Raw genomic sequence first — 25,464 nt, forward strand, 5'->3', positions numbered from 1 at the left:
TCTCTCCTCCTGATTTCTCGTCACCAAGGTCTTCATAACGGCGATCAGGACTTCTCTCCTCCTGTTTTCTCGTCACCAAGGTCTTCATAACGGCGATCAAGAATTATTCTGAAGGCTATCCACAATTCGATTATTTTTATAATTTACTAAACAATAAAAAAGAATACTCCAGGTTTCCCCTTCGTATTCTTTACTCACACTTATTTAATTTTCACAGAAGAAATAATCTCCATCATGCTCTTCGTACTAGCTTCCATATTGCCCGTTTCTGTTACCGTTGTCATTTTTACTCCGCCCAAGCCCACTGTCACTTCGTAAAGCTCTTCCTCTTCCCCACCAACAGGAGAAACCAACAAGTAACCTAAACGACCTTCATCGGTTACTGTATGGTCTACCAATAAATCAGAGTGATTCATTTTTGTAGAATCATATAATACCTCTGAATCTTTTGGTTCAAAAGGGTTTACAAACAAAAGGTAAGTTTGCTCGTCCTCTGTAAGAACAATATTGTTCTCTGATTCCGAATCAATGGTAAATCCAGTGGGTAAATGATAAGCAAATATATCTGTATCCTCAGAAGTGTCTAATGATTGCGCTTTAAATGTTTCTTCGAAAGTATCAACTGATTTTTGTGTTGCGTCTTCGATAGACACAGAGCAACCTGTTAAAAATAGTAATGATAAAAATAAAATATAAATAATGGCTCTTCCAAAAGTCAAACTCTCCACTCCTTTTAGTACAATAAGACTAGAAAATACACATCAAACTTATCATACCTATAAATCTTATCCCTTGACAAGGATAAGTTGGAATTATCACTTAATTCCCTATTTTATGATAGACTAGAAAATAGGTAAATAACAAGAGGTACTATTTGGAGGGATTGTAATGAAATTTACTGTTTACCTTGCAGGTGAAATCCATACTAAATGGAGAGAAGAATTAATAGACAAAGCACAAGCACTGGATCTTCCGTTAGAGTTTGTGGGACCAATGACAGACCACGAGCGCTCAGACAACATAGGAGAAGCGATTATGGGTACACAGCCAAGCTCTATTGCAAAAGACGAAGCAGCATCTCAAATCAATAATCTTCGTACGGAACTCTTAATGAAAAAATCTGACCTTGTTATCGCCCTATTTGGAGAGAAATATAAACAATGGAACACTGCGATGGACGCAAGTGCCGCCATTAGTCTACAAAAACCGCTTATTTTAATTCGTCCGGAAAACCTTCATCATCCATTAAAAGAGTTATCTAACAAGGCAAATGTAACCGTAGAAACAGTCAACCAAGCCCTAAAAGTACTTACATACGTATTGGACTAGAAGCAGGCAATTTAAGCCTGCTTTTTCTCATTATATCTCCATTGTCCAATCAATAGCTTGCTAACATGTTGAAACATTTCCATTCTTGAAACAGCACCATCTGTAAAGATCCCCAATGCTCCTTCATGTTTCCTAATGTCTTTCCGCTGACAGTACTCATCCATTATGTCCCCTAGCTCTTTTCCTGCTAAAATCTCCTCTTTAAAAGCATCAGGTAGAGGTATTCTGGCACCACCAGCTATGTATTCCATCCCATCTTTAGAAACTAGTGCTCCCCAATTACAGACCATTACTTCTGAGAATGGTGTGGAACCAAGAACCACGCCACCTTCAAGGCCTATGGCAAAGTCTGCATCATCTATTTCTTTTAGAGCCCCTCTCGCACGGTGCAATGCTCCTTCAATCGTTTCTTGTTCTGTCATGGGTTGTTTGCGTACACCAGATTCTACTTCAAGTGAAATTGTTTCAGCTTCCATCTCAAGCTCTCTTATTGCACCCTGCACCGCCTCGTATTTTGCAGGGTTTCTTGAACCGACTACCACTTTCATCATTACCTCACCTTTCGATTAAAAGAAAAACGATGGGGATTCCCCATCGCTTCCCGACTTTATATAATTATCTGCTTCTAATGGAGTCTACTGTGGACTGGTCTGCAGATTTTACAAGTTTGACAATGAGCTCTCTTGCTGCGGCATAATCATCCACATGGACCATGGAAGCGTGTGTGTGGATATAACGTGAACAAATTCCCACTACCGCTGAAGGAACTCCCTCATTGGAAGTGTGGACACGGCCAGCGTCTGTGCCACCTTGAGAAATGAAATACTGATAAGGAATGCTGTTAGATTCAGCTGTATCCAATACAAAATCTCTCATACCAGTGTGAGTTACCATAGAGCGGTCATAAATGCGCAATAATGCACCTTTGCCTAAATGGCCGAATTCTTTCTTATCTCCAGTCATATCGTTTGCAGGTGAAGCATCAAGCGCAAAGAAGATATCAGGCTTGATCATATTTGCAGCTGTCTGTGCTCCACGTAAACCTACTTCTTCCTGAACCGTAGCTCCTGAGTAGAGGATATTTGGTAGTGTTTCACCTTGAAGATCTTTCAATAGTTCAACGGCAAGTCCACAGCCATAACGGTTATCCCATGCTTTAGCCAGAATTTTCTTCTCGTTAGCCATAGGTGTGAACGGACAGATAGGAACAATCTGTTGACCTGGTTTAATGCCAATGTTAATTGCGTCCTCTTTATTGTCTGCACCGATATCAATTAGCATATTTTTTATGTCCATTGGCTTAGCACGTTTCGCTTCATCCAAAAGATGCGGAGGGATCGATCCAATAACACCAATAACTGGACCATTGTCTGTCATTACTTGCACACGTTGAGCAAGCAAGACTTGGCTCCACCAGCCGCCAAGCGTTTGGAATCTTAACATCCCGTTTTCTGTAATGGAAGTGACCATAAAGCCGACTTCATCCATGTGGCCTGCGACCATGACTGTTGGGCCAGTTTCGTCGCCTTTTTTCACTCCGAATATACCACCAAGTCGGTCTTGTACCACTTCATCTGAGTACTTTTCTAATTCACTGCGCATAAAGCGGCGAACATCATGTTCAAAGCCAGGTGCCCCTTGTAGCTCTGTTAACGTTTTAAATAAAGTTAGTGTTTCCTGATTCAACTAAGTCAGCTCCTTTTTTCAAAACCTATATGTAGAATGACACTTATACTTCGTTAGATTATCGAAATATTTTAATTATATTGTATCGAACTTTCTTTATTGTTTCCAGCTTTAGCATGACATTTATTTGTTTTACAAGTTATACTATTAGTAAGATAGGCAGAATCAATTCACCTCATCAGTTACTCCCATTTGAAAAGGGCTTACTTAGAAAACGAGTATGATATATGGAAGGATGATACGAAATGAAATGGAAAGCACTTCTAATCGGTGCTGGAATTGGTGCAGCAGCCGCATATCTTTTTACTGAAGCATCTAAGCAGCAATCCATAAAACCTGAAAAAGCGTTAAAAATTGCCAAGGAAGCCTTTAAAAAGCGAGGCCCTGTTGATGGCTCCTGGATTCAGATGGTGCCAGAAACGATTATACGAAATGATATGTCCTACTCCATCTACAGAGGCGGAATTTCCCGTAGAATCGAGGACGTCTTGGAGCAATATGAATTCATCGTCGACAAGAATACGGGAGTCATATTGGATGTTAGTCAATTAAAATAAAACATGCCTGGCAGATAAAAACTGCCAGGCATGTTTTATCTATTCCGTTCTATTTTTTCTTGTATCTCATAAGATTCATTCCATTTTACTGCTCGGTAAAATGCGTCATGATAAAAAGTAAACCAGGCATTACGTCTTATTCCCTCTTTAATCCATTTCTCTTTTGCTTCAATCGATGTCATCGGATAATCATCATAGGCAAGGACCCATAAAGACGGAGAATGAGCATGGGTAGGCATGAGATCTGCCATATGAATAAGACTTTCCTCCCCTTGAGTCATTTCAATTATGGCATGCCCATCACTATGTCCACCTGTATGTATCATTTTTATTCCATTGATGATGGTTGTCTCTTCTTGAAATGTTTTTACCTGTTCTTCAATTCCTTGCCAATTCATCTCCCAATACGTATTTTTTGAACGTATATTAGGGTTCCTCATTTCGCTCCATTCAACTTCTGAGGCATAGATGGTTGCCTTAGGAAATACAGATACGTATTTATTTTTTTCTTCATCCCATTTGGTCAGTCCGCAGACATGGTCAAAATGAAGATGAGTCATGATGATGGTGTCTATATCTTCTGGTGTCAGTCCAAGTTTTTGTAAACCTTCCTCCAAAGACGACTCTTCCGTTGCACCATAGTTTCGTCTTTGTTTTTCGGAGAGCTTTCCTCTCCCAAGTCCTGCCTCAATAAGGATATTACGTTCCCCTGTTTGAATAAGAATAGGATCCGTTCTAAGCTCTATCTGATTTTTGTCATTTACAGGATATTTTTTTGACCATAAAGCTTTTGGGACTACACCGAACATTGCACCACCGTCCAGATGCGTTACTCCACCATTCAACCAAGTCAGCTTCCACTTACCAAATGTTAGCGTTTCCATATCAGCCATCTCCCTCTTTGTACGATTTGTATGTATGTCCTTATTGTATCAAAAAAAGCGCCCTCTCACTAAAGGAAAAGGACGCTTCTTCATTTATTCTTGATATTTTACCTCACATCGATAGATAGGGAATCCCTTGCTAGAAAACTTCTCCTCATATTCTGTCATGACGTTTCCTTCAAACTCACTATTATGAAGGTCTAAACTAACATATTTCAATAATAATCCATACTCAGAAAAGCTCATCAACGAATACTCAAATAGTCCACGGTTATCTGTTTTAAAGTGAATTTCACCTTGTGGAACCAAAACTTCTTTATATAAGTCCAAGAACCCTTTGTAGGTTAATCTTCTCTTTTCATGGCGGGTTTTTGGCCATGGATCAGAGAAGTTCAAATATACTCTGTCCACTTCACCAGCATCAAAGTAATCAGATAGCTTTTGTGCATTGACATTCAACAGTTTGACGTTTGGAATATCAGCTGCTACTGCTTTTTCCAATGCTTTTACAATAACACTTTCAAATAATTCTATGCCGATATAATTTATGGTCGGATTAGCTTTTGCCATTTCCGTAACAAATGTTCCCTTTCCCGTTCCCACTTCAATGTGGATTGGGTTGTCATTTCCGAAAATCTCACTCCACTTCCCTTTTTTATTTTCGGGATCTGGAATGCAGTAATAGGAATTTTCGGCAATAAAATCTGCTGCCCATGGTTTGTTTCTGAATCTCATGTCGTTTGGTCACCTCGGCGTTTTATTAGTTTATAGTCGATGACAGAAAAAAACCGATCGCGATGGACCGATTCTTTTGTCGCGTATAAGAATGATAAATAAACAAAGGCTAGTACATATATAAAATAAAGGAGTGCTGACAAATGCCGTTAAATTATCATGATCAAATACATCTTCTAAAGGATATTTTGGCGGATCATCAAATTGATTGCTGCGGTTCTGTTGCTGAATACGAGCAGTTGGAGCGCGTCATCAAATCATTAATGGTCAATAATGAAATCGATCATAATGTAAAGAATATCTTGCAGGATATCTACACCTATAGCCAGGCTGGCATCAATTCCAGCAATGACCATGATCACAATCAATTGCATCAATCAAAATTCACCAACTGGATCGATAGCATCGATCAATACTCATAGTTCAACCGGTAAAAGTCTTTCCAAATAGTTCAACCAGTTCTGTTTCTCTTTTTCAATATCTTTGTGGTGATACCATTGTACGGATAGTATAGTCTGAGCTATCACATACCAGTGCATACGGTGGCGCAAATCGTCTGTCAGTGGTATCCCATAAGTGGAAAGCCAGTCATTCCACTCCTGTTCCGGAATATACCAATATAATAACATGCATAAGTCGATGGCCGGATCCGCTATAACAGCTCCATCCCAATCAATTAAGAAAAGCTCTTGATTATCGGAAAGCAACCAATTATTATGGTTAAGATCACAATGGCAGACTACCTTATCTCTAAACTGGACATTTTTAATTTCCTTTGTAAGAAAATCCAGTGATTTTTGAATCACGTCCAAAGAAAAGAGATCTAAAGCCATCCCATTCTTAATATCTTCCAGTATAGTCGATGGCTCCACAGGTTCTTTCCCCAACCTAGTCAGCATATCAAGCAACTCTTTGGAATGGTGAATCTTGTGAAGAAGCTGAGCCACTGTTTCCATATTCATGTCGTTTGGTTTAAGTTCTCTTGCACTTATCCAGTGCTGAGCCGTAATGACATCTCCATTTTCCAGGCGTTTCGTCCAGACCAATTTCGGGACAATTCCCTCTGCTGAAAGAACAGCCAAAAATGGCGATGAATTCCTTTTAAGGAAGAGCTTTTTCCCTTCATTTTGAGCGAAATACGCATCTCCCGTCAAACCACCCGCAGGACTGATTTTCCACTCATCACCTAATAAATGTTCCAACCATTTCACCTTCAATTTCAACACAACTTTTCATTATCAAATATTAGAAAAGCGCAAGCGCTAAATAAGAATTTTCATATTAATAACTTTTTTAAGCAAAAAAACAGCTATTGAACAATTTCGCAATAGCTATCTTTTAAATTTTATCGTTATTTCCCAATTAAATCAAGTCCCTGTGTAACAATTAATATTGTGCCAATACAACTGTGCTGATAGGTGGCACTTGGACTTCATTGTTTACTTTGCCGATTGGTAAATCACCTGCTGTACTGCCTTCTACAAGAACTTCCCACTCTCCTGAGAATGGAAGGGTTACGTTTTCTGTATTCGTCCCGTTATGGAAAATAATAAGTAAATGGTTGTACTTTCCATACTGTTTCACATCACTGAGGTGATACATGAGCATATTTCCTTTATCGAGAGGAAAGCGCACATGTCTTTTTATTTCCGTAACTGTCGATAAACGTAAAGCTTTGTGTGCTTTGCGAAGCGAGATCAGCCCCCTCACATAAGCCACATTCTCTGAGTAACGATACTTTCTTTCCCAATCTAAGCAATTGACGGAATCTGGAGATTTATAGCTATTCTCTTCCCCGCCTTTTGTCCTGAAAAACTCTTGCCCTGCATGTAAAAATGGAATGCCTTGAGATAAGAGTGTAACGGAAGCGGCAAGACGATGACGCTTTATTCTTGTTTCTTCATCTTCATGGCTATTGCAGACGGCTATTTTATCCCACATTGTATGATTATCATGGGATTCAATATAGTTGATCGATTGCGAAGGCTCAAGGAAAAGTCCTTTATGGTTCGGATCAATTTGTACACTACCTGCAAGCGATTGTTTCAACAGAGCAGTTTTGTGAGTATTGCCAAGCGCAAATCCCCTGTCGAACAAGTTGAACGTACTACCTTTGACTGAATCGCGAACCATGTCATTAAAGAATGCGATTCCCGGCATCTTCTTGGCATTGAGTATCATTGCTTTACGGTCAGCCGCTAAAGGCGTGTTCAGTTCCCACCCTTCTCCAAGGATGATGGCTCCTGGTTTGATGACAGATACCGCCTCTTTTACTTCATTCATGGTCTGAACGTCTAATATTCCCATCAAGTCAAATCGGAAACCATCCACATCATATTCCTGCAACCAGTATCGAATAGAATCCAGGATAAACTTACGTACCATTTTCCGTTCAGATGCAATGTCATTGCCTACTCCCGTACCGTTTGATGGCATGCCATGCTCATCATGGCGAAAGTAATAACCAGGCACTATTTTTTCAAAAGAGGAGTCCTCGCGGATATACACGTGATTATATACAACATCCATAATTATCCTTAGCCCTTTATGGTGCAACGTATTAATTAGATTTTTCAGTTCCAATATTCGAGAATAAGGGTCATTTGGATCTAGCGCATAGCTTCCTTCAGGTACATTAAAAAGAAGAGGGTTATAACCCCAGTTGTAGTCCTTATCAGGTTCTGCTTCGTCCACTCCTCCAAAGTCATTTAATGGTAATAACTCAATATGAGTTACTCCGAGACTTTGGATATAAGGCATGCCTGTAATTCCAATTTCAGACACCTCTAGAGGATTCTCTGTAAAAGCGGCATATTTACCCTTATGAGCCATTCCGCTTTTTGGATGGGAGGAAAAGTCTCGAACATGCAGCTCGTATATAATGGCATCTGTTGCATCGTTAAAAGGAAGCATTGACACTTTTGGAACATTTATTCTTTCTTTATCTACAATCACGGCAGATTCACTATTTATACTAGATGCAATCGCATACGGATCGACGGCTTCCCTCCATACAAGATTCACGCAAACTAGGTATGTGTATTGAAAACCTTCTAAATCTCCCTGAACCGTTATTCGCCATATCCCCTTTTCCTCACGAATGAGGCTATAGAAAATGTTTTCCTTACTTTTTGGAGCTACAAGTTTTATTTTCACTGCAGATGCTGTTGGCGCCCAAAGGGTAAAGGTGGTTTCCCCCTTTTGATAATGCGCCCCAAGGTCATCCTTTTCATAATAGAATGCCTCATCAAATGCTTGTGAGCGGATAACTGCACCGATTTGCAAATCTGTTTTCCTACCATGTTCATCTATAATCATATATTTGGAGCCTATGGAGATTAGCGTATTTGTTTTACATATATATTTAACCGAGCTCTGGAGCGTTTTTCTATCTATAATCTCAAGCGGATAAGTAGATTTTTCGTTTGATAGGGTAAAGGAAGCTGATTCTCCATTAAAACTTCCGTTAGGCAAAAGAATAGTGATCTGATCCATTTCATCTAAATAGGCCTCGAATTCTCTTTTGATGAAAATCATGCCTTTCCCTCCCTGTCTCCTAAAGTGCGATTCTTCTAGAACTGACCATCTTCTATATTATTCAAGCATAGTCATGACCTTGACATATATTCATACAATTCTTCATTATTGCCATTCTGGTCTGTCTATATAAGTTGACTGGCAATGAGAAAGTAATGCTCCAGCCGCTTTTAGCTGACTATGTTTTAAAGGAAGTTTGTTAGCCCGCATCTTCTCAAACCATTTTGTATATGTACGTTTATCTACGACTTGTACATCTGCCGGCCCATCCGTTATGTCAATATATCCTTTTGGGTGCAACAAAAGCTTAGTAACAGGCAAGCTCACATCATATAGCGGAAGGATATTCTTTATGATTGACCCCATCCTGTTGAGGCTTATCGTTGGGTTTACTATTTTTCTTTCCTTTTCTCTTTCCCTAATGGACCAGAAGCGGTCATTATTTCCTAAAACTACACTCTCTTCTTGCTCCTCCATGTAAAAGAGAGCCATAATTTCGTTAGGGGTAATAAGGATGATTTCAAGTTCCACTGGTGCCTGCTTTACTAAAAAGATAGGTTTATACATCACAAAAAACGTATCTGGAAACCTTTGCAAAAAATATCTTAGTAACCGCTCACGTTTATAATTCTTCTGCAGATAGGACATTTCTCTGATGGTCGAACTTGCCCATTTTAGCTGAAGAGGAAGAATGGAATCAAGAAATTCTTGTTTTCTCTCCTCTGCCGTCTTACTGCATGTGACACTGGGAAGCTCCCACTCTTCCTCATGTACGTCATCACCGTTTTGGATGTTACCAGTGAACAGCTCATCTTCTTGTTCCTTTTTCCTGAAGGACTTTATAAGGCTGATTAACCTGCCATCTTTTGAGGTTGTTACCTCTGTTTGAGCATTAGGAGAAGGACTCTTTATATCAACCGGGTTTCTTAACATCTCTTGATAGGTCTTCCATTGTTGCTTTTTCAACCTGATATATTGGTTTGGATAGCGATATATATCGGCTTCATAACGGGTGATATAATCTTGTAATTTTATTAATTGTGCCAATGGTGGTCACTCTTTTCTATAATAAATAATGAATGGCTACAGGTAATATTATGGCGTATAGTAATGCAGATAGTGTCATGCTGATGGAACTGAATGCCGCTTCTTCTTCACCATATTCCATCGCTTTAGCAGTCCCAATCCCGTGTGCAGCGCACCCAAGCCCCACTCCAACCCCTAAATAGTGAGTTATCCCAAGTCGTCTCAATAAGACTGGCCCAAACAATGCACCAAAGATGCCACTTAGTATAACGAGCGCGGCAGCTAAGCTTGGTATCCCCCCTGTAAGGTCGGCAATTTCCATGGCGATAGGGGAAGTGACGGATTTTGGAAGGAATGACACGGAGTATACGGGTGGAAGGCTAGCCACCTTTACATACAAAAAACCAGTAACCATACCCGCAAATACTCCAGACAATAAACCTGCTATCAACGGGATCCGATAACGAACGATTTTTGAACGTTGATGGTATAGGGGGTAAGCAAGCGAGACAACCGCCGGACCGAGCAACTCCTGGATCCACCAACCTCCTAGCATATATGTATCATACGATATATCAGTCAAAAGCAAGCCAATAATAATTACTAGAGTCGTAGTGGCGACAGGATTGAAAATTGGAACACGAAATCGGTTATATATATGTCTCATTACGAGAAAAGCTAGGTAGGTAATAAGGATGAACAAGAAACTAATCCAACTATTCATCCTCCATCACTCCTGTTACTTCTGTCTTATTATCGACAGATACTGCTGTTTTTTGAGCAACCATTCCAGAACATAGCAGGACGATAATGGTTCCTACTAAAAGAGCAAGCAACATGAGCATTCCATCTGTTCCTGATAGAATGCTAAAGTAGTCCATGACTCCTACAGTGGCTGGGACAAAAAACAAAGGGAGATATAAAAGTAGTACATTAGCTCCGTCTTGCAAATATCTCTCCTTCGCTACACCTGTCAAAAGCAGAATAAGAAGAAAAACCATTCCGATAATACTACCTGGAACCGGGATGTCAAAAGTACTTTGTAGTACCACACCAATTTTGTAAAACAAATAAAATACTACTACTTGAATTAATAGTTTCATTCCCCTCATTTTCTAATCATACTCCTATACTAATGAAAAAATTTCCTTTTCTTCATATTTGGGCAATCTGTTTAGATGTGTTTCATATAAAATAATATTGTTCACAATAAACGTCTCTTTTTGCGAACTGTGGACAGGAAGCAGATCATGATTAATGGATCCTGGCCCCTTCCACTTCCTTGCTATGGTGATATGAGGATGAAATGGACGTGAGTCGGGCTGGAGTCCAACCATCTCACATGCATCATATACAGATTTTCGCAGTTGATTAAGTACCATTGACTTTTCGATACCGTACCAAAAAATTCGTGGTGACTGAGGGTTCCCAAATGTGCCAAGCTCACTTAATGTGAGCGAAAAATGTTGATGATTTGTAGCTGTTTCTAAAAGAAAGGTTGTCAACTTTTCTTTTTGTCCTTCTTCCAAATCACCTAAAAATGCTAGCGTAATATGAAGGTCTTCCGGATGCACCCACCTTGTAAACGGAAAGTGGCTTTTTAATTCTTTCATATATAAATGAAACGCTTCCTTTAACGGTTGTGGAAGAGGTACAGCAACAAAATAATGAGTTTGTGTCGTCATATTCTCACCCTTCTTATTTTACCAGATATCTTCAATTGTCTTGCATATTATCTTAGCACCAAACAGACGATATAGTTAGTTTTATCTTAATCCCATAATAAGCCATGTGCTTAGTCCGTTTTTATAATTTATGATACAATACTGATTATTGAGTCATGAAAGAGAAAGGTTGTGCGTAGTAGTGAAGGTTGTTTCAAATATGGCTGATTTAATTGGAGATACTCCACTTGTTAAGTTAAACCGCATTGTGCCTGAAGGAGCGGCGACAGTTTATTTAAAATTGGAATTTCAAAACCCCAGCGGCAGTGTAAAAGATAGAGCTGCTTTTAATATGATCATCCAGGCAGAAAAGGATGGCCTCATCAAACCTGGTGCAACCATCATTGAACCAACAAGCGGAAATACAGGGATTGGGTTGGCAATGAATGCAGCAGCAAGGGGATATAAAGCGATTTTGATCATGCCCGATACGATGTCTAAAGAACGGATTAACCTTTTGAAAGCATATGGTGCAGAAGTAGTATTAACACCAGGCGATGAAAAAATGCCAGGTGCTATCAAAAAGGCCCAAGAACTTGTTAAAGAAATACCCAACAGCTTCATGCCGATGCAGTTTGAAAATCATGCCAATTCTGATGCACACAGAAAGTCTACGGCACTCGAGATTATTGATGGTATGGAACAAATCGGCAAGCCATTGTCCGCTTTCGTAGCAACAGCCGGTACTGGTGGAACCATTACTGGGACAGGTGAAGAGTTGAAAAAGCATTTTGAAGGGTTGACTGTCCATGTTGTGGAGCCTGCAGGATCCCCTGTCCTTTCAGGAGGGAAGCCTGGCAAACATAAGCTTGTGGGAACCAGTCCTGGGTTCATTCCAGATATCTTGAACCAGGAAGTATATGATGAAATATTTAAAATCAAAGATGAAGATGCCTATGAAATTACGCGTAAGCTTGCTCGTCATGAGGGCATATTGGTTGGACCATCTTCAGGTGCTGCTTGCTATTCTGCCATTGAGGTAGCAAAACGGTTGACTCCTGATGATGTAGTAGTTTGTATCGCATGCGATACGGGGGAAAGGTATTTGTCTACGGACCTTTTTGAATTTGAGAATGAATAAACGAAAAGACCCTTGGCTGAAGTAGCTAAGGGTCTTTGTCATATTAACCGTTCCTTTGCGCTGCAGGCACTCGCTTTCCGCGGGGCGGTGCTTGAGCCTCCTCGGCTTTGCCAAAGCCACTGAAAAAGTCTTTGAATTTATATATTGTTTTAGACACCGCTGTGGATTTCCGCAAATGGCTTCGCTTTCCTAGGGGCGCTGCTGGAGCCTCCTCGGCTTCGCCTGTGGGGTCTCCACCTAGCGCTATCTCCCTCAGGAGTCTTCGCCTTTTGCTCCAATCCACAGCTCAAAATTACTAAGTACTATATCATATCAGTTTTTCAGTGGCTTCGCTTTGCCTATGGAGACTCAAGTCTGCCGCTATTTCCCGCCGGAGTCGAGTGCCTTCCGCTCCAATCCACTCATTTTTAAGAACTCATGATGCTTTTGCGAGTTGTTTTTTATCGGCTTGGTTAATCATCAGGATAAAGACTAATCCGCACATTGTTAATAGGCCGAAGAACAAATAGACATGTGCAACGGAATAGTACTCTGCAATAAACCCACCAAAGAATGTACAGAACCAACTCCCTAACCCATTACCGATGGCAGTGTATAGAGAAACCGCCGTTGCACGAGCAGAGGTTGGGGCGATATCCCGAACAAACTGCAGTGCTGCAGGTATGAAAAGGCCAACAGAAAAACCTTGGGCAATCGTAGTCGCATACACTACATACAGTGGCGGTTCAAAGAAATAAAGGACCCAACGGATCATCGCAATGGACGCCGCACTGATCATGATTGTATGAAGGCCAAAGCGCGCAATCCACTTGCCTGCCACCCTCATAAAAGGCGCCTCACTTCCGGCAGCAAGCAAGAAGGCAATCCCAACTCCCGTAACGGTGCCTCCAATATCAGTAATAAACAGGCCAAAATAAAAGTTGTTGGCGAATACAGGACCGAATACAAGAAACGTTGTCACAAGGAACATCACAAACTTAGGCAACTTCATGAGCGTGCCGATGCCATCACGGACATTGACACTGATTGTCTGACTTTCCTTCGGTAAAAAGCTCGACACGACCGTGCCAAGCAATAAAGCTATCGCAAAGGTAAAGAATATCACTTTTAAGGAAAAGAAATCAGAAAGCCACCCTGCAACTAGAACAGCCACAGCAAAACCTATCGCCCCCCATAACCTGATGGAACCATAATTCCCTTTTGTCCTCTGAACATAATTGAGGGTAATGCTGTCTGAAATGGGGACAAGGGCGCTTTGTGTAACAGCCAACAGAAACGCAACGGCAAGTAGCGCACCATAGCTTTCCATAAATGAAAAGACAATACCTGTTACTGCTGTGAGAAAAAGCGTCCAGAGCAGGATTTGTTTTGGTTTTTGGGTATAGTCGCTAAAGATTCCCCACAATGGCTGGACGAATATCATCACAACAGGACTGATCGACATGATCATCCCAATTTGTGATCCGCTCAACCCCACGTCTTCTTTCAAATATACGGTCAGCAATGGGAATAGAGCCCCAAAGCTGAAAAATGTTAAAAAGTAAAAACTGTAAAAGTAGCGAGTTGTATTGTCTTTCATTGAGGCAGTACTCATGATATATCCTTCTTTCTTCTCGTCAAATAAAGGAAAAAATAAAAGGCTACCGCCCCACAGGGAAGTAACCTTTACATTCTACCACAATTATATTTAGGATAAATATGTTATTTAGCTAATTCATAGATAGCTTGTGCATAGATGGCAGTCGCCTTGATGAGATCTTCAATGAAAATATGCTCATCTTTTTGATGCGCCACGTCCTCCCTGCCAGGGAAAAGCGGACCAAAAGCCACCCCTGCTTCAAGCGATCTTGCATATGTTCCACCACCGATGGACAATAACTCCGCTTTATCTCCAGTCTGTTCTTCATAAATCTTTCGAAGAGTTTGGATAAGCTCGTGATCCTGTGGCACATGGTGTGCAGGAGAAACATTAAACTTATTTACGTCAAAACCATACGAAACTGCTTCCTTACGCAATTGCTCTTCCGATTCCTTTGTATCGCATGTTACCGGAAAACGGATGTTTACCCCTAAAGTCCCAACCGAAGCTGCGCGGTCATAACGGAAAACACCTGTATTGATGGTTAAATCGTCGGTAATCTCATCGTGAAAATTGATCTTTAGCTTCTTACCACGAGAATCAAAAGCAAGCTTTTCACTAATAAAGCCGACATACGATGCCCCGCTTGCATCCAATCCTAAAGAATAAAGGAAATCTGCCAAATGGTAACCTGCATTCGTACCATTATCCGGCTCCATGGCATGTGCTGACACCCCTTTGATGTTAAGGTACAAAGCATTGCCTTCCTTCGTATAGCCACCCTCAATACCTTTTTCTGAAATGTATTCATTAAAAGCGTGCGTGATTTTGTCCATTCCTTCCGTCACTTCAAGTGACGCTTTAGCATGATCTGGCACCATATTCAATCGGCGACCTGATTCAAATGTTAACAAGGTGACATTTGAAGATGGCTTCTCACCTTTGAAATCAAGCCCTAGCTGGATATCACCTATTCCTTTTTCCGCATAGATGATTGGGAAGTCCGCGTCAGGGGCAAACCCCATTGTAGGCATTTCTTCATGTTTAAAATAGTGTTCTACACACTGCCAGTTGCTTTCCTCGTCTGTACCAATAATGATGCGCACACGTTTAGAAAGTGGGAGGTCTAGCTCTTTTACTATTTTCAAAGCATAATAAGCCGCCATTGTCGGACCTTTGTCATCCATTGCACCTCGTGCGAAAATTTTCCCGTCACGAATGGTGGCACTGAATGGTTCATCTGTCCAGCCGTCCCCCTCTGGTACTACATCCACATGACATAGGATTCCTACAAGCTCTTCTCCTTGGCCGTGTTCTATATGACCGGCATAATGGTCAACATTTTTTGTAAGAAAGCCGTCTGCTTCCCCTTTATGTAATAAATATTGAAGCGCCTCTTCAATTCCTTTGCCAAAAGGAGTCTCAGGGCTCGCTTCTTCCTCATTCAGCACACTGTTGATTTGCAAGAATTCCTGTGTATCTTTTATTAAGGAATCTTTTCTTTTCTCTACTTCTTCCAACCAATTAATATTTCCCATTTAATCATCACCTCATTAGAAAATGAAAAAGCGTATTCATCATAAGTACAAATCCAACTAACCCGACGGCCGGATAATACAGCCACCTTGTTACAAGATCTTGATAGTGTTCTTGAATCAGCTTCTTCCCTTTATACATATTCAAAAAGGGATGTCCCACCAATTCATCATATACTATATTTAACCACTCTTTTAGAAAAAAGAAAAACGCCATAAACAAGCCGAATGTCATCCATAACGGGAGATATCCCATAACAGCGATGGTAATACCAATCAGCTGCAAATACGAAAAAATATGACGGGAGTTTCGCAATAGATATTTAAAGAACAATTCCGTCAAGGCACTATGGGGACTCCTGTCTTCGAATATCCTTTGAGACCGCCCGAAAAATAAAGGTTTTTTTCGCTCAGAAGAACGAGTAACATGCACATATTCCGAAGCATAGAAAATCATTCCGACATATTTCTGACGCACCTTTTCGTTATGAGCCATATCAACCATAAAACTCTCTGTTCGAAAGTAAATGGTAAAAAAGGTAATGACCCCAAGCATGAGGAGAGCGACTGATACAATCCACATAGATTGATTCACTGTTAGATAAGTAATAAATCCAAGAAATAGAAAGGCTGTGAACGTAATCAGTTTTCGCTTCCATCCAGACCAATGTAAATGTATCACTTTATCTAGAATGGTAGTGGATAGAAACAATGCAAGATAAAATGTTATCCACTCAAGTAATGGGAGGGTAGTCGGGCTGATCGCCTCCATTATCAAATAGGTAAGAATAGCAATCAGCAAGGATTTTATCACATTCAATCCTGTACTCGCTATCACACCCCACTTTTTCAACCCTTGCAATAAATCTCTTCGATGAACAAAAAAGTACATATCCGCTTGCTGATAATAAACACGAATAGTCCCCGTCCAAGCGAGATAATAGATAGCAAAAAGGGTTAATCCGTATGGAAGTTCCTGAAGCAATGCAATGAAACTCGGAAATATATCATAAATCAGGGCTGCAACGAATAATAATGTAAGGACAATATAGACTAGGATCGTCCAATCAATAACAGCTTTTGTATTCTTCCATTGATACTGACGCTCTTGTTTTAAGCGCTCCATGTATAAGCGGAATGCCGTCATCTCTCTTGCTCCCTTTCGGATAAGGTGTAAAAACAATCTAGCAAAGAAGCACCGGGAAGCTGGCAGTTTGTTTGTATGTCTTGTAGGGTCCCTTCTGCTTTCTTGCGCCCGTCAGCCAAAAGAATAAACCTGTCACAAATCTTTTCCGCCGTATCCAGAACATGGGTACACAACAAGATCCCTACACCCCTAGCCTGTTCCTGATGAAAAAGCTGAAGAAGCTTCTTCGTTGCAATCGGATCAAGCCCGATAAACGGTTCATCCACAATATATAAAGAAGGCTTAGACATGATGGCAAAAATCAACATGGCTTTTTGCTGCATCCCTTTTGAAAAGGTAGCCGGAGATTCGTGAATGACTTTTTCCAAATCAAACAACTTCAATAGTTCCTCTACTCTCTCTTTCCAAACCTTTTCTTCTATCTCTAGCAAAGAAGCCATCAAATCTATATGCTCCCATAATGTCATATCATAATAAAATACAGGCTTCTCAGGAATATAGGCATATGATTTATCGGAAGGAAGTGATATCTCTCCTTCAAAAAAAGGATTTAAGCCAAGTAAGGTTTTGATAGTCGTACTCTTACCAGCGCCATTTGGACCAATCAGCCCCACCATCTCACCTTTTGAAACAGTAAAATCAATATTCTGCAAGACAGACATTTCATCATCATATCCTGCTTTATCTAACTGTAAGGTTAGTAATTTCATTTATGGTCCCACCTCTCTCCTGTCTAATACGATGTTTTAGGTCAAAAGTTTCATATTTTTCAAATAATTACTAGCAGATTATTGTCGAGTGGTGTAAAATAATGTATATAGACTCATAATTTACTCATTTACTCTTAACACATCCAAGACTAAATGTTAATATTGTGTAAATTGCATCATTATTCTAGAATTTTTTCCACATAATCGTGTACAATATAAACTAACTTAATACCTAACACCTATCATCAAGAATTTAGCGAGTAGTACCATGTTAAATACCGGATAAGGAGTGGTTTTTTGAAGCCTTCAACTAACCGTATGCTAACCCGTATTAAAGCCGTCTACATGTTTATTCATGAAAAGGGAACTGTCTCTACACAGCAGTTGGTCGATGAATTTGGGATTACACCCCGAACCGTCCAGCGTGATTTAAATGTGCTGGCATTTAATGACCTGGTTCAAAGTCCGACGAAAGGTAAGTGGACTACTACGCAGAAAAAAGTTAGGTTGACTTCATAAGACTACATATAAAATTAATCAGACAATAATAAAACCCCATTCCTTTTCATTTGGAATGGGGCTCTTCGTTTTTATCTCCGCTGTAATAGTTCTAATTCTTCATCCGTTAGCTCACGGTACTCCCCAAGCTCCAGATCTTCGTCAAGCTTTAGTTCTCCCATGCTCAAACGCTTCAGGTAGGTAACCGTTTTTCCAACTGCTTGGAACATCCTTTTCACTTGATGAAACTTTCCTTCAACGATGGTAATCTCGATTTGTGATTCCGAACCAGCCTCAAGTATTTTCAGTTCAGCAGGCAAGGTTTCATAACCATCATCTAAGGTAACACCTCTTTTGAAGGCTTCGATATCCTCCACTGTTACTTCTCCATCAATTTTCGCATAATAAGTTTTCGGTACATGTTTTTTCGGTGATAACAACTGGTGTGCCAGCTGCCCGTCATTTGTCAGTATAAGTAGACCTTCTGTATCTTTATCCAGGCGTCCAACCGGGAACGGTTCGAACATCTTATCCTCTTCTTGCAAAATATCTACTACGGTTTCTTGGCGGTAGTCTTCCGTTGCAGATAATAGTCCAGGTGGCTTGTGCATCATTAAGTAAATGAACTCACGGTATTCCACGATGTCTTCATGGACAGTTACCTCCTGCACCTCCGGGTCCACATGCACCTTTGCATCCTTTACCACATTTCCATCCACTTTTACCACACCAGTTTTTAAAAGCTTCTTCACTTCTTTTCGGGTTCCAAAACCACTGTTGGCTAGCATTTTATCCAATCTCATATCTTGTGCCGCTCCTTTCATAGGGAAAGAGGCCCCCTTTGATTCGAGACCTCTATCCTCTTTCTTGTCTATTTAAAAATGAAAAACGATTTCCGAACAGGTACATTAATAGGTTACTTCTGTAGCTCAGTAAGAAGTAGATGCCCGCTCCCACTAGACCGCTGACAGCCACTACGATGATGGCTTGAAGACGACCTTCGCTGTAAGGGACGAAGCTTTCTAATAGTTGAAGGACAACTAGGACTGCAGCAATCATGACGACGTTAAAGATGGTCATGAGAAAACCACGTCTTATTACCATGGAGTAATCAAATTCAGTAAACTTCTTAATAGCCCATAGATTTATCACGACACTGGCTGTATAGCCAATTGCAGTTGCAATGATGGATCCTTCCGCACCCATCAACAGAATAAGCGGATAATTGAGGACCAGTTTCAATAGCAACCCAATTGCAAGTCCTACAACCGTGTATTTCTGTTTGTTAATTCCTTGCAATACCGAGGCAGTAACGGTGAAAATTGCTAATGGTATTGCTGTGGGAGCATACCAAGTCAATAGCTGCCCACCTAAAGGATCATAAGAGAAAAATGCAGCATAAGCTGGACCTCCAAGGAGGGATAGTCCTATACAAGCAGGGACAGTCAAGTAAAGCAATATCTGCAATGTTACACTAAGCTGTTTTTGCAAGCTTTGTTGCTGACCATTAGTAAACGACTTTGTTATAGCAGGAAGGAGGCTCAGTGCAAAAGCAGTCGCAAGAGTAATTGGAATCATAATCAATTTCTGACCATAGTTGTTGATAATACCAAATGCGGTGTCTGCGTAGGTTGCAGTGAATCCTGCTAACACCATTGCATCATTAAATGAAAATGTATCTATTAATTGATATAGAGGCATGGCCAATCCCACGAAAACAAATGGCATTGCATACGAAATCAATTCCTTATACATATCTTTATAAGAGAGATCCACTGTCTCTGGGTCTTTTTCCAGCATGGAGTCCAATTTCTTTTTCCTACTAAACCAGTACCAAACTAATACGACAAGACCTCCAATGGCTCCGATAAAAGCAGCAAATGTTGCAAAGCCAATCGCAACAGTCATATCCCCATTTAATACTTCCAGTATGAAATATAGACTTCCCAATAGGAAAACAATTCTTACTAGCTGTTCCACAACTTGAGATATTGCGGTTGGGCCCATGGATTCATATCCTTGAAAAAACCCACGAATCAAACTCATAATAGGAACCACTAGCAAAGCCACGCTTACCATTCTGACGACAAATGTAATATCTTCATAAGTATGTTTACCTTCTTCTATAATCATAGGAGAAAGATATGGTGCCAACAGAAACAACGTTAAAAACGACACCACTCCTGTAATACTCATGACCATAATACCTGAACGGAAAAGCTTCCTCCCAACACTATACTCTCCCAAAGCATTATACTTTGCGACAAACTTGGAGACCGCTAATGGAACCCCGAGTGTAGCGATACTTAAGAAGACAGAATATAACACATAAGCATATGAATAAAGAGCTCCACCATCATTACCAACCATGGCATGGAAAGGAAAAATATAAACTAGACCGAGTACCCGTGACAGCATTGTTCCCACTGTCAAAATCAAGGTACCTCTCAATATATTAGAAGTTGACATAAAATCCCTACCTACTATTTGTAACTTTTTGTCTAACCTTTGTATTTTATCATACTTCTTATTGTGGAAGCACTATATTACCATCCCGCCAGTAAACTTCTAGTTAGTGATATCTTTGGAAAAGATAGATATGGCGTTTCGACTTTCAAGTTCTCTATGTGCTCTTTTGTTACGACTAAAGTGAATTCGCCATACGCATCCGTATCCAGTAAGAGGACTCCTGCATCTTTTTGACTGAAAATAAGCCCAAATTCTTCTTGATTATTTAGTCGGATGCAAAGGACATAGGCATCCATTTCTTTTTCATAAAGCCATGTATAAGAAAACTTATGTATATTGGTGGTTACTTCTATGGGAATTGTCGGGACGGAAAGTAGTAGAACCGACTTCCCATTTTCCTCTGTCCAGCCTCCGTCATATGGTATATGTGCTTCTGAAAGATTTGGCGAGTATGTCATGAGATACCCCTTTTCTTTGATTTGTAATCTACTAGAAATCATACGGAATGTAGCTCTTTTTGTCCAACAAGAGAATAGAGGGTATAATAAGCAACATGTAAGAAAATATAGGTGGTTGGTGAAAAAATGAAATACGATGTGATTATTATAGGCGGCGGTCCATCAGGGCTTATGGCCTCCATCGCTGCGGCAGAACAAAAAGCAAGAGTACTATTGATAGATAAGGGAAATAAACTTGGGCGGAAGCTGGCCATTTCAGGAGGCGGTCGCTGTAATGTCACGAACAGGCTTCCAGTGGATGAAATCATCAAACATATCCCAGGTAACGGGAGATTCCTATATAGCGCATTTTCGGAGTTTAATAATGAAGATATCATCAAGTTCTTTGAAAACCTTGGGATACAGTTAAAGGAAGAAGATCACGGCAGAATGTTCCCTGTCTCAGATAAAGCACAAAGTGTAGTTGATGCGTTGTTGAATAGGATGAAGGAATTGCGAGTGGACATTCGGACCAATACTTCTGTGGAAACAGTGGAATATGATGAGGAACGTACGCGCGGTGTATTGTTAAAAACGGGAGAATTTTTGGAATGCTCATGTGTAGTCATCGCTGTTGGTGGAAAATCAGTGCCGCACACAGGTTCCACTGGTGATGGATATCCTTGGGCACGCAAAGCTGGGCATACGATTACAGATTTATTCCCAACTGAGGTCCCGTTGAATTCACAAGAAAAATTCATCCACGAGAAAAGATTGCAAGGACTATCCCTGCGCGATGTAGCTTTGAGCGTCTTGAATCCTAAAGGGAAAGTGGTAAAAACGCATCAAATGGATATGATTTTCACACATTTTGGGGTATCGGGGCCAGCTGTATTACGTTGCAGCCAATATGTTGTGAAGACGATGAAAAAATTCGGTGTGGATAGAGTAACGATGAATTTAGATGTAATGCCTTCATTGAATGAACAACAAGTATTTCAGCAGCTTAACAACGCTTTGAAGGACGAACCAAAAAAAGCCATCAAGAATGTGCTTAAAGGGCTTGTCCCTGAAAGATATTTATTATTTTTGTTGGAAGTTTGCGGAATAGATGAACTGGAAATTGGTGCCACATTAGCACACGAAAAAATAAGGGAACTTGCGAAAATGTGCAAGCAGTTCCGGTTTGAAGTATCCGGCACCCTTTCCATTGAAAAGGCATTTGTTACCGGAGGCGGGGTTTCAGTGAAAGAAGTTCATCCAAAAGAGATGTCTTCGAAAATGAAAGATGGATTATATTTTTGTGGAGAAGTGCTAGATATCCATGGATATACTGGTGGTTATAACATCACCTCGGCCTTGGTGACAGGAAGACTTGCAGGCTTGAACGCCGGGAAAAAGGCGGCAAGCCTACGTCGTTACTAGTAATACGAAAGACATTACAAATGCTAGTCCTACACCATACATGCCAAACTCGTTGATAAATGATTTACTTTCTTCTTGAAGTACCTCGTTTTGTGTGTGGTGGTTCATAGTGAATACATCCCTTTCTGTTTTTAGTTTGGTTGATTATATGACCTGTTACTAATTAGACGAGTAGTGTTACAAAAATGTTTCAATTATTTATGAATTATTTTAGATATTTATCAATACCCACAAAAAAGAACCTGATAAACATCTTTCTGGGAAGTTTTCAGGTTCTAAATATTACCATTGCAGAGAAGCAATAGATTTGTTCATCCTCGTCGTTGATACACCCGACTTGATACTTGATGTCAATTACATCCCTATCAGACAACCCTTTCAGAAAATCATTAACCGCATCCTCAAGGTCCCGCTCATGCTCCTCATCAAACACCCTAATCTGCACCAACCCCGACACCCTCCTTCAAGTATGGTTTATAAAGCTTGTATTCTATTACTATGTATAGGTGGAAATTTTGGGTTTTATACTTTTGTTTGGGGGAAATAGAGAAAAAAACCTTTTGGGGGTCAGACCCCCAAAGGGTTTTTGAAGTTTGTGTCGAATATGGTCTGGTTCCTTCAATACTAGTATCCAAGCAATTGCATGCTTCCAATGTATATAGCGATTGCTGCGATACTCAGTGAAATTTTGTTAAATTTAAAGAATGAGATAGGTGGTCTTTCCTCACGAAGGTCCCCCACCACTTCCTTAATGAAATCCTTATCGGCAAAATTTTGGAACTCCACCTCTAAACCACTCGTTTCAAGATCCTTCCACTTTAATTTGATGGTTTGATTAGGATCATCTAAATAATACATCGTGATATAGTTTCTGCTAATATAATCTTCATCTGCTTTGACATCTTTTTTATAAGGATATCTTTTGTCGTCCAGGTTTCGCTCTAAGATACCCATGACAGTCTGGGCTTCATATTTCTTGATATGTATCTCGTCTTTTTTTCTTTGCATGATCATTACCATTAATGGGATGAGTAGAGGTCCTAGCGCAAAATAGAGTGTGTTGATGTCCAGTTTATCTGAAGATGTCGTGTACCATAATAGTCCAAGCGTGATAACCCCTGTAACTAGTATTCCTTGGAATCTATTACTAGTTGAAATCGTTGAAACTCCCTTTTGTTGAAAACTCATCATGGCTTCCACAATAAGTATTACGCCAATGAATACTAGAAAAAGTGGAAATATATTTTGGTCGATGAAGTCCATTGTTGGCTTGGCCTCCTTCTAGCTGAGTGTGTTATTTAATTGTACGGATGAGAATGGGAATGGTTTCAAGTTTTTGTTAGGAGTGGGGTGAGGTTGTAGGTGCGGGATTTGGTTCCTCCTATAAATTCAATATTGAGGTTTTTCAGCAATCTGATAATGGTCAATCTATTTTCTAACCCTAAATACATCTTTAACTCTCTCATAGTGATAAACGGACTTATTAATAGGGCATAATCCTTTAAAGCTACTATATGTTCACTATCTGATCTTACTAAACAATTGGGGCACTCCCATGTACCGTAAATTCTTTTCATAATTTTATATGAATTACAACTAGAACATAATACACCTTTAATTATATCTGAAGGCAATATTCCATATTGAGTAATGGGGGATGAAGTATCTGGTGTATGATCTTTAATTAAATGTTTTATTAACTTATTTATAAACTTCTTGTCCAGAGGCTGGGAGTAATGTCGTTTTAGTAGCATACTAACTTTAACAGCGAGTGCGGGGCTTTTTATTACATATCTATCCACTTCGCTAGGGGAGGAAAGGACTTTCGAAATAACTTTAGGATTAGTTAGTACTGCTAGCTTTTCACAGGGAAGTTCAGGAAACTGTTTGGTTCTAAGCCATGATTCTAATTTGGAGCATTGATTAGAAGCTTGCAATATAGGATCTGGATATACTTTAAGCGGACTCTCGTCAACTTCTTGTAAAAGTTGATAGTTTTTCGGATCAAAGTAGAGAGTTCCTTTAAAAAATTTAACTTCTAATACTAAAAAGAAATTTGAATATAAGATGAGGGTATCCATTTGAAAGAAGGTGTCCCTAAATGGAAGTCTTAGCCCATGGAAAATGTAGTAGGGATGCTCTGTTTCTGGAAGACTTTTCAAGTAATAGTCTAAAGTTTGTTCACCGAAAATTCCTGCTTCTTTTCTACCTAATTCGTTGAGGAAATCTTGAAATTTCTCATGATTCGGGCGAACTCGCCTCTTCATTGCTCTTAAAATATGCACTCTCATGGGGACGCATCTTGGTTTTTTTATCAAAGAATCACCTCTTTTAAAGGATAAGAGTATCATTTGACATCTTTCTACATATTTCCTTCTTTTCTGAAAAAAATCTTTTAGGAAATTACCTCTTTTTGTTAAATGAAGAGGAATTCCCCTTTACAGAATATGGATTCTTGATAATTTGAAGAGTTTTTTTGACTATTTGGAAGGATTATTCGTATAATTGGAGGGGTTTTTTGACTATTTCAGCTCGTTTTTTGACTAATTCCTCTTTTAAGCTTTAAATTCCCTTTGCCACGAGAAGTAACTCACTCCTTAGGCCTCTATAACTAGACCCAGTTACCGACTTCTGAAAAGTTCCAAGATCCAAACCTAACCCCCTATTACCTACTTTTGAAAAAAGCAAAAATCCAGACCAGTAACCCAAAATCACCGACTTCTAGAAAAACCAAAAAACCACCAACCAGCGGCGCATTTCTCGCCCACTGGTCAGTGGTCACATTCAAATTATTCTACGTCGCCTTCCCACTCTAGCATGCCGCCGACCATGTTCCGGACTTTGTAGCCTTGGTCTTGCAGGTAGTGGCAGACGTTTTCGCTGCGGCGTCCTGAGCGACAGATTACGATGTATTCTTTGTTTTTGTCGAGCTTGTCCAGGTTTTCTGGTATATCACCCATGCGGATGTGTTCTGCTTGTTTGATTTTGCCCATTTCGATTTCTTCGTCTTCGCGGACGTCGACTAGGTAAAGTTCTTCGCCGGCGTCAAGTTTCTTTTTTAGCTCATCAGTCGTAATTGTTTGGATTTCTGACATGTATGAAAAC

General features: G+C 40.1%; 29 protein-coding genes. 6 read left to right on the forward strand and 23 right to left on the reverse strand.

Translation table 11 applies throughout. The features are described 5' to 3' along the window. Positions 1-200: 200 nt before the first annotated feature. Positions 201-719: a hypothetical protein gene (locus HC179_RS11745; RefSeq protein ID WP_168864470.1), complete on the reverse strand. Its 519-nt coding sequence runs from the start codon at positions 717-719 to the stop codon at positions 201-203. 169 nt (positions 720-888) lie between these two features. Here HC179_RS11745 and HC179_RS11750 point away from each other — a divergent pair, with 169 nt between their 5' ends. After that, entirely contained in the window at positions 889-1,329 is a 441-nt protein-coding gene (locus HC179_RS11750; RefSeq protein ID WP_168864471.1) for a YtoQ family protein, read from the forward strand. Positions 1,330-1,340: 11 nt separating this feature from the next. Here HC179_RS11750 and HC179_RS11755 read toward each other — a convergent pair whose 3' ends face one another. After that, positions 1,341-1,877, reverse strand: coding sequence for a DUF84 family protein (locus tag HC179_RS11755; RefSeq protein WP_168864604.1), 537 nt, complete (start codon positions 1,875-1,877; stop codon positions 1,341-1,343). 67 nt (positions 1,878-1,944) lie between these two features. Then, a complete protein-coding gene (locus HC179_RS11760) occupies positions 1,945-3,015 on the reverse strand; it encodes a M42 family metallopeptidase (protein WP_148987939.1) in 1,071 nt (356 codons plus the stop codon). Positions 3,016-3,260: 245 nt separating this feature from the next. Between HC179_RS11760 and HC179_RS11765 the strand changes: the two genes are divergently transcribed. Then, positions 3,261-3,572 (forward strand): PepSY domain-containing protein, encoded by a 312-nt coding sequence (locus tag HC179_RS11765; RefSeq protein WP_168864472.1) that lies wholly within the window; start codon positions 3,261-3,263, stop codon positions 3,570-3,572. 35 nt (positions 3,573-3,607) lie between these two features. On the opposite strand, the gene HC179_RS11770 is transcribed toward HC179_RS11765, so the two are convergent. Together HC179_RS11770 and trmB are read right to left on the reverse strand one after the other, a co-directional pair. Further along, positions 3,608-4,456 carry a YtnP family quorum-quenching lactonase gene (locus HC179_RS11770; protein ID WP_168864473.1) on the reverse strand — a complete coding sequence of 283 codons (849 nt, stop codon included), beginning with the start codon at positions 4,454-4,456 and terminating at the stop codon, positions 3,608-3,610. Between the two features lie 93 nt (positions 4,457-4,549). Continuing rightward, positions 4,550-5,191, reverse strand: a complete 642-nt coding sequence (gene trmB, locus HC179_RS11775; RefSeq protein WP_168864474.1) for a tRNA (guanosine(46)-N7)-methyltransferase TrmB — start codon at positions 5,189-5,191, stop codon at positions 4,550-4,552. A 143-nt stretch (positions 5,192-5,334) separates the two neighbouring features. On the opposite strand from trmB, the gene HC179_RS11780 reads away from it, so the two are divergent. Continuing rightward, positions 5,335-5,613 (forward strand): YtzH-like family protein, encoded by a 279-nt coding sequence (locus HC179_RS11780; protein ID WP_148987943.1) that lies wholly within the window; start codon positions 5,335-5,337, stop codon positions 5,611-5,613. Here HC179_RS11780 and HC179_RS11785 read toward each other — a convergent pair. The 6 genes from HC179_RS11785 to thpR all read right to left on the reverse strand — a co-directional run bounded on the left by HC179_RS11785 (position 5,608) and on the right by thpR (position 11,439). Continuing rightward, positions 5,608-6,408, reverse strand: coding sequence for a phosphotransferase family protein (locus HC179_RS11785; RefSeq protein WP_187442009.1), 801 nt, complete (start codon positions 6,406-6,408; stop codon positions 5,608-5,610). The genes HC179_RS11780 and HC179_RS11785 overlap by 6 nt on opposite strands. Positions 6,409-6,577: 169 nt before the next feature. Then, complete coding sequence (gene pulA / locus HC179_RS11790) at positions 6,578-8,728, reverse strand: type I pullulanase (RefSeq protein WP_168864475.1); 2,151 nt, start codon at positions 8,726-8,728, stop codon at positions 6,578-6,580. 105 nt (positions 8,729-8,833) lie between these two features. Then, positions 8,834-9,775 (reverse strand): NERD domain-containing protein, encoded by a 942-nt coding sequence (locus tag HC179_RS11795; protein ID WP_168864476.1) that lies wholly within the window; start codon positions 9,773-9,775, stop codon positions 8,834-8,836. A gap of 16 nt (positions 9,776-9,791) precedes the next feature. Then, positions 9,792-10,478 (reverse strand): LrgB family protein, encoded by a 687-nt coding sequence (locus tag HC179_RS11800; RefSeq protein ID WP_168864477.1) that lies wholly within the window; start codon positions 10,476-10,478, stop codon positions 9,792-9,794. Further along, positions 10,471-10,866 (reverse strand): CidA/LrgA family protein, encoded by a 396-nt coding sequence (locus HC179_RS11805; RefSeq protein WP_168864478.1) that lies wholly within the window; start codon positions 10,864-10,866, stop codon positions 10,471-10,473. Before HC179_RS11805 ends, HC179_RS11800 begins: the two co-directional genes overlap by 8 nt. A gap of 15 nt (positions 10,867-10,881) precedes the next feature. Then, on the reverse strand, positions 10,882-11,439 hold the full coding sequence (gene thpR / locus HC179_RS11810) for an RNA 2',3'-cyclic phosphodiesterase (protein ID WP_168864479.1): 558 nt from the start codon (positions 11,437-11,439) through the stop codon (positions 10,882-10,884). Between the two features lie 199 nt (positions 11,440-11,638). Here thpR and cysK point away from each other — a divergent pair, with 199 nt between their 5' ends. Continuing rightward, a complete protein-coding gene (cysK, locus tag HC179_RS11815; RefSeq protein ID WP_168864480.1) occupies positions 11,639-12,559 on the forward strand; it encodes a cysteine synthase A in 921 nt (306 codons plus the stop codon). Positions 12,560-12,974: 415 nt separating this feature from the next. On the opposite strand, the gene HC179_RS11820 is transcribed toward cysK, so the two are convergent. From HC179_RS11820 to HC179_RS11835, 4 genes are all read right to left on the reverse strand, one after another. Next, positions 12,975-14,153 carry an MFS transporter gene (locus tag HC179_RS11820; protein WP_168864481.1) on the reverse strand — a complete coding sequence of 393 codons (1,179 nt, stop codon included), beginning with the start codon at positions 14,151-14,153 and terminating at the stop codon, positions 12,975-12,977. Between the two features lie 107 nt (positions 14,154-14,260). Next, a complete protein-coding gene (gene pepV / locus HC179_RS11825) occupies positions 14,261-15,676 on the reverse strand; it encodes a dipeptidase PepV (protein WP_168864482.1) in 1,416 nt (471 codons plus the stop codon). A gap of 7 nt (positions 15,677-15,683) precedes the next feature. Beyond that, complete coding sequence (locus HC179_RS11830; RefSeq protein ID WP_168864483.1) at positions 15,684-16,820, reverse strand: ABC transporter permease; 1,137 nt, start codon at positions 16,818-16,820, stop codon at positions 15,684-15,686. Next, positions 16,817-17,530: an ABC transporter ATP-binding protein gene (locus tag HC179_RS11835; RefSeq protein ID WP_168864484.1), complete on the reverse strand. Its 714-nt coding sequence runs from the start codon at positions 17,528-17,530 to the stop codon at positions 16,817-16,819. The genes HC179_RS11830 and HC179_RS11835 overlap by 4 nt, the downstream gene beginning before the upstream one ends. A gap of 297 nt (positions 17,531-17,827) precedes the next feature. On the opposite strand from HC179_RS11835, the gene HC179_RS11840 reads away from it, so the two are divergent. Continuing rightward, positions 17,828-18,049, forward strand: coding sequence for a DeoR family transcriptional regulator (locus tag HC179_RS11840; RefSeq protein ID WP_010195377.1), 222 nt, complete (start codon positions 17,828-17,830; stop codon positions 18,047-18,049). Positions 18,050-18,120: 71 nt separating this feature from the next. Here the strand turns inward: HC179_RS11840 and HC179_RS11845 are convergent, their stop codons facing one another. From HC179_RS11845 to HC179_RS11855, 3 genes are all read right to left on the reverse strand, one after another. Beyond that, a complete protein-coding gene (locus HC179_RS11845) occupies positions 18,121-18,831 on the reverse strand; it encodes a pseudouridine synthase (RefSeq protein WP_168864605.1) in 711 nt (236 codons plus the stop codon). Positions 18,832-18,883: 52 nt separating this feature from the next. Continuing rightward, positions 18,884-20,497, reverse strand: a complete 1,614-nt coding sequence (locus HC179_RS11850; protein WP_168864485.1) for a putative polysaccharide biosynthesis protein — start codon at positions 20,495-20,497, stop codon at positions 18,884-18,886. Between the two features lie 77 nt (positions 20,498-20,574). Next, positions 20,575-20,955 carry a hypothetical protein gene (locus HC179_RS11855; protein ID WP_168864486.1) on the reverse strand — a complete coding sequence of 127 codons (381 nt, stop codon included), beginning with the start codon at positions 20,953-20,955 and terminating at the stop codon, positions 20,575-20,577. Between the two features lie 126 nt (positions 20,956-21,081). Between HC179_RS11855 and HC179_RS11860 the strand changes: the two genes are divergently transcribed. Next, positions 21,082-22,359 (forward strand): BaiN/RdsA family NAD(P)/FAD-dependent oxidoreductase, encoded by a 1,278-nt coding sequence (locus tag HC179_RS11860; protein ID WP_168864487.1) that lies wholly within the window; start codon positions 21,082-21,084, stop codon positions 22,357-22,359. On the opposite strand, the gene HC179_RS21210 is transcribed toward HC179_RS11860, so the two are convergent. The 5 genes from HC179_RS21210 to HC179_RS11880 all read right to left on the reverse strand — a co-directional run bounded on the left by HC179_RS21210 (position 22,345) and on the right by HC179_RS11880 (position 25,454). Then, on the reverse strand, positions 22,345-22,467 hold the full coding sequence (locus HC179_RS21210; RefSeq protein ID WP_262372513.1) for a hypothetical protein: 123 nt from the start codon (positions 22,465-22,467) through the stop codon (positions 22,345-22,347). The two genes, HC179_RS11860 and HC179_RS21210, sit on opposite strands and share 15 nt — an antisense overlap. A gap of 160 nt (positions 22,468-22,627) precedes the next feature. After that, positions 22,628-22,807 carry a sporulation protein Cse60 gene (locus HC179_RS11865; RefSeq protein WP_060664705.1) on the reverse strand — a complete coding sequence of 60 codons (180 nt, stop codon included), beginning with the start codon at positions 22,805-22,807 and terminating at the stop codon, positions 22,628-22,630. A gap of 176 nt (positions 22,808-22,983) precedes the next feature. Continuing rightward, positions 22,984-23,622 (reverse strand): hypothetical protein, encoded by a 639-nt coding sequence (locus HC179_RS11870; RefSeq protein WP_168864488.1) that lies wholly within the window; start codon positions 23,620-23,622, stop codon positions 22,984-22,986. A 65-nt stretch (positions 23,623-23,687) separates the two neighbouring features. After that, complete coding sequence (locus HC179_RS11875; RefSeq protein WP_168864489.1) at positions 23,688-24,677, reverse strand: nuclease-related domain-containing protein; 990 nt, start codon at positions 24,675-24,677, stop codon at positions 23,688-23,690. A 471-nt stretch (positions 24,678-25,148) separates the two neighbouring features. Then, positions 25,149-25,454, reverse strand: a complete 306-nt coding sequence (locus HC179_RS11880; RefSeq protein ID WP_168864490.1) for a rhodanese-like domain-containing protein — start codon at positions 25,452-25,454, stop codon at positions 25,149-25,151. Between the last annotated feature and the right edge of the window lie 10 nt (positions 25,455-25,464).

Origin of the sequence: Bacillus sp. RO1 (assembly GCF_012524115.1) — a bacterium.
In the GTDB taxonomy this organism is placed as follows: domain Bacteria; phylum Bacillota; class Bacilli; order Bacillales; family Bacillaceae_I; genus Sutcliffiella_A.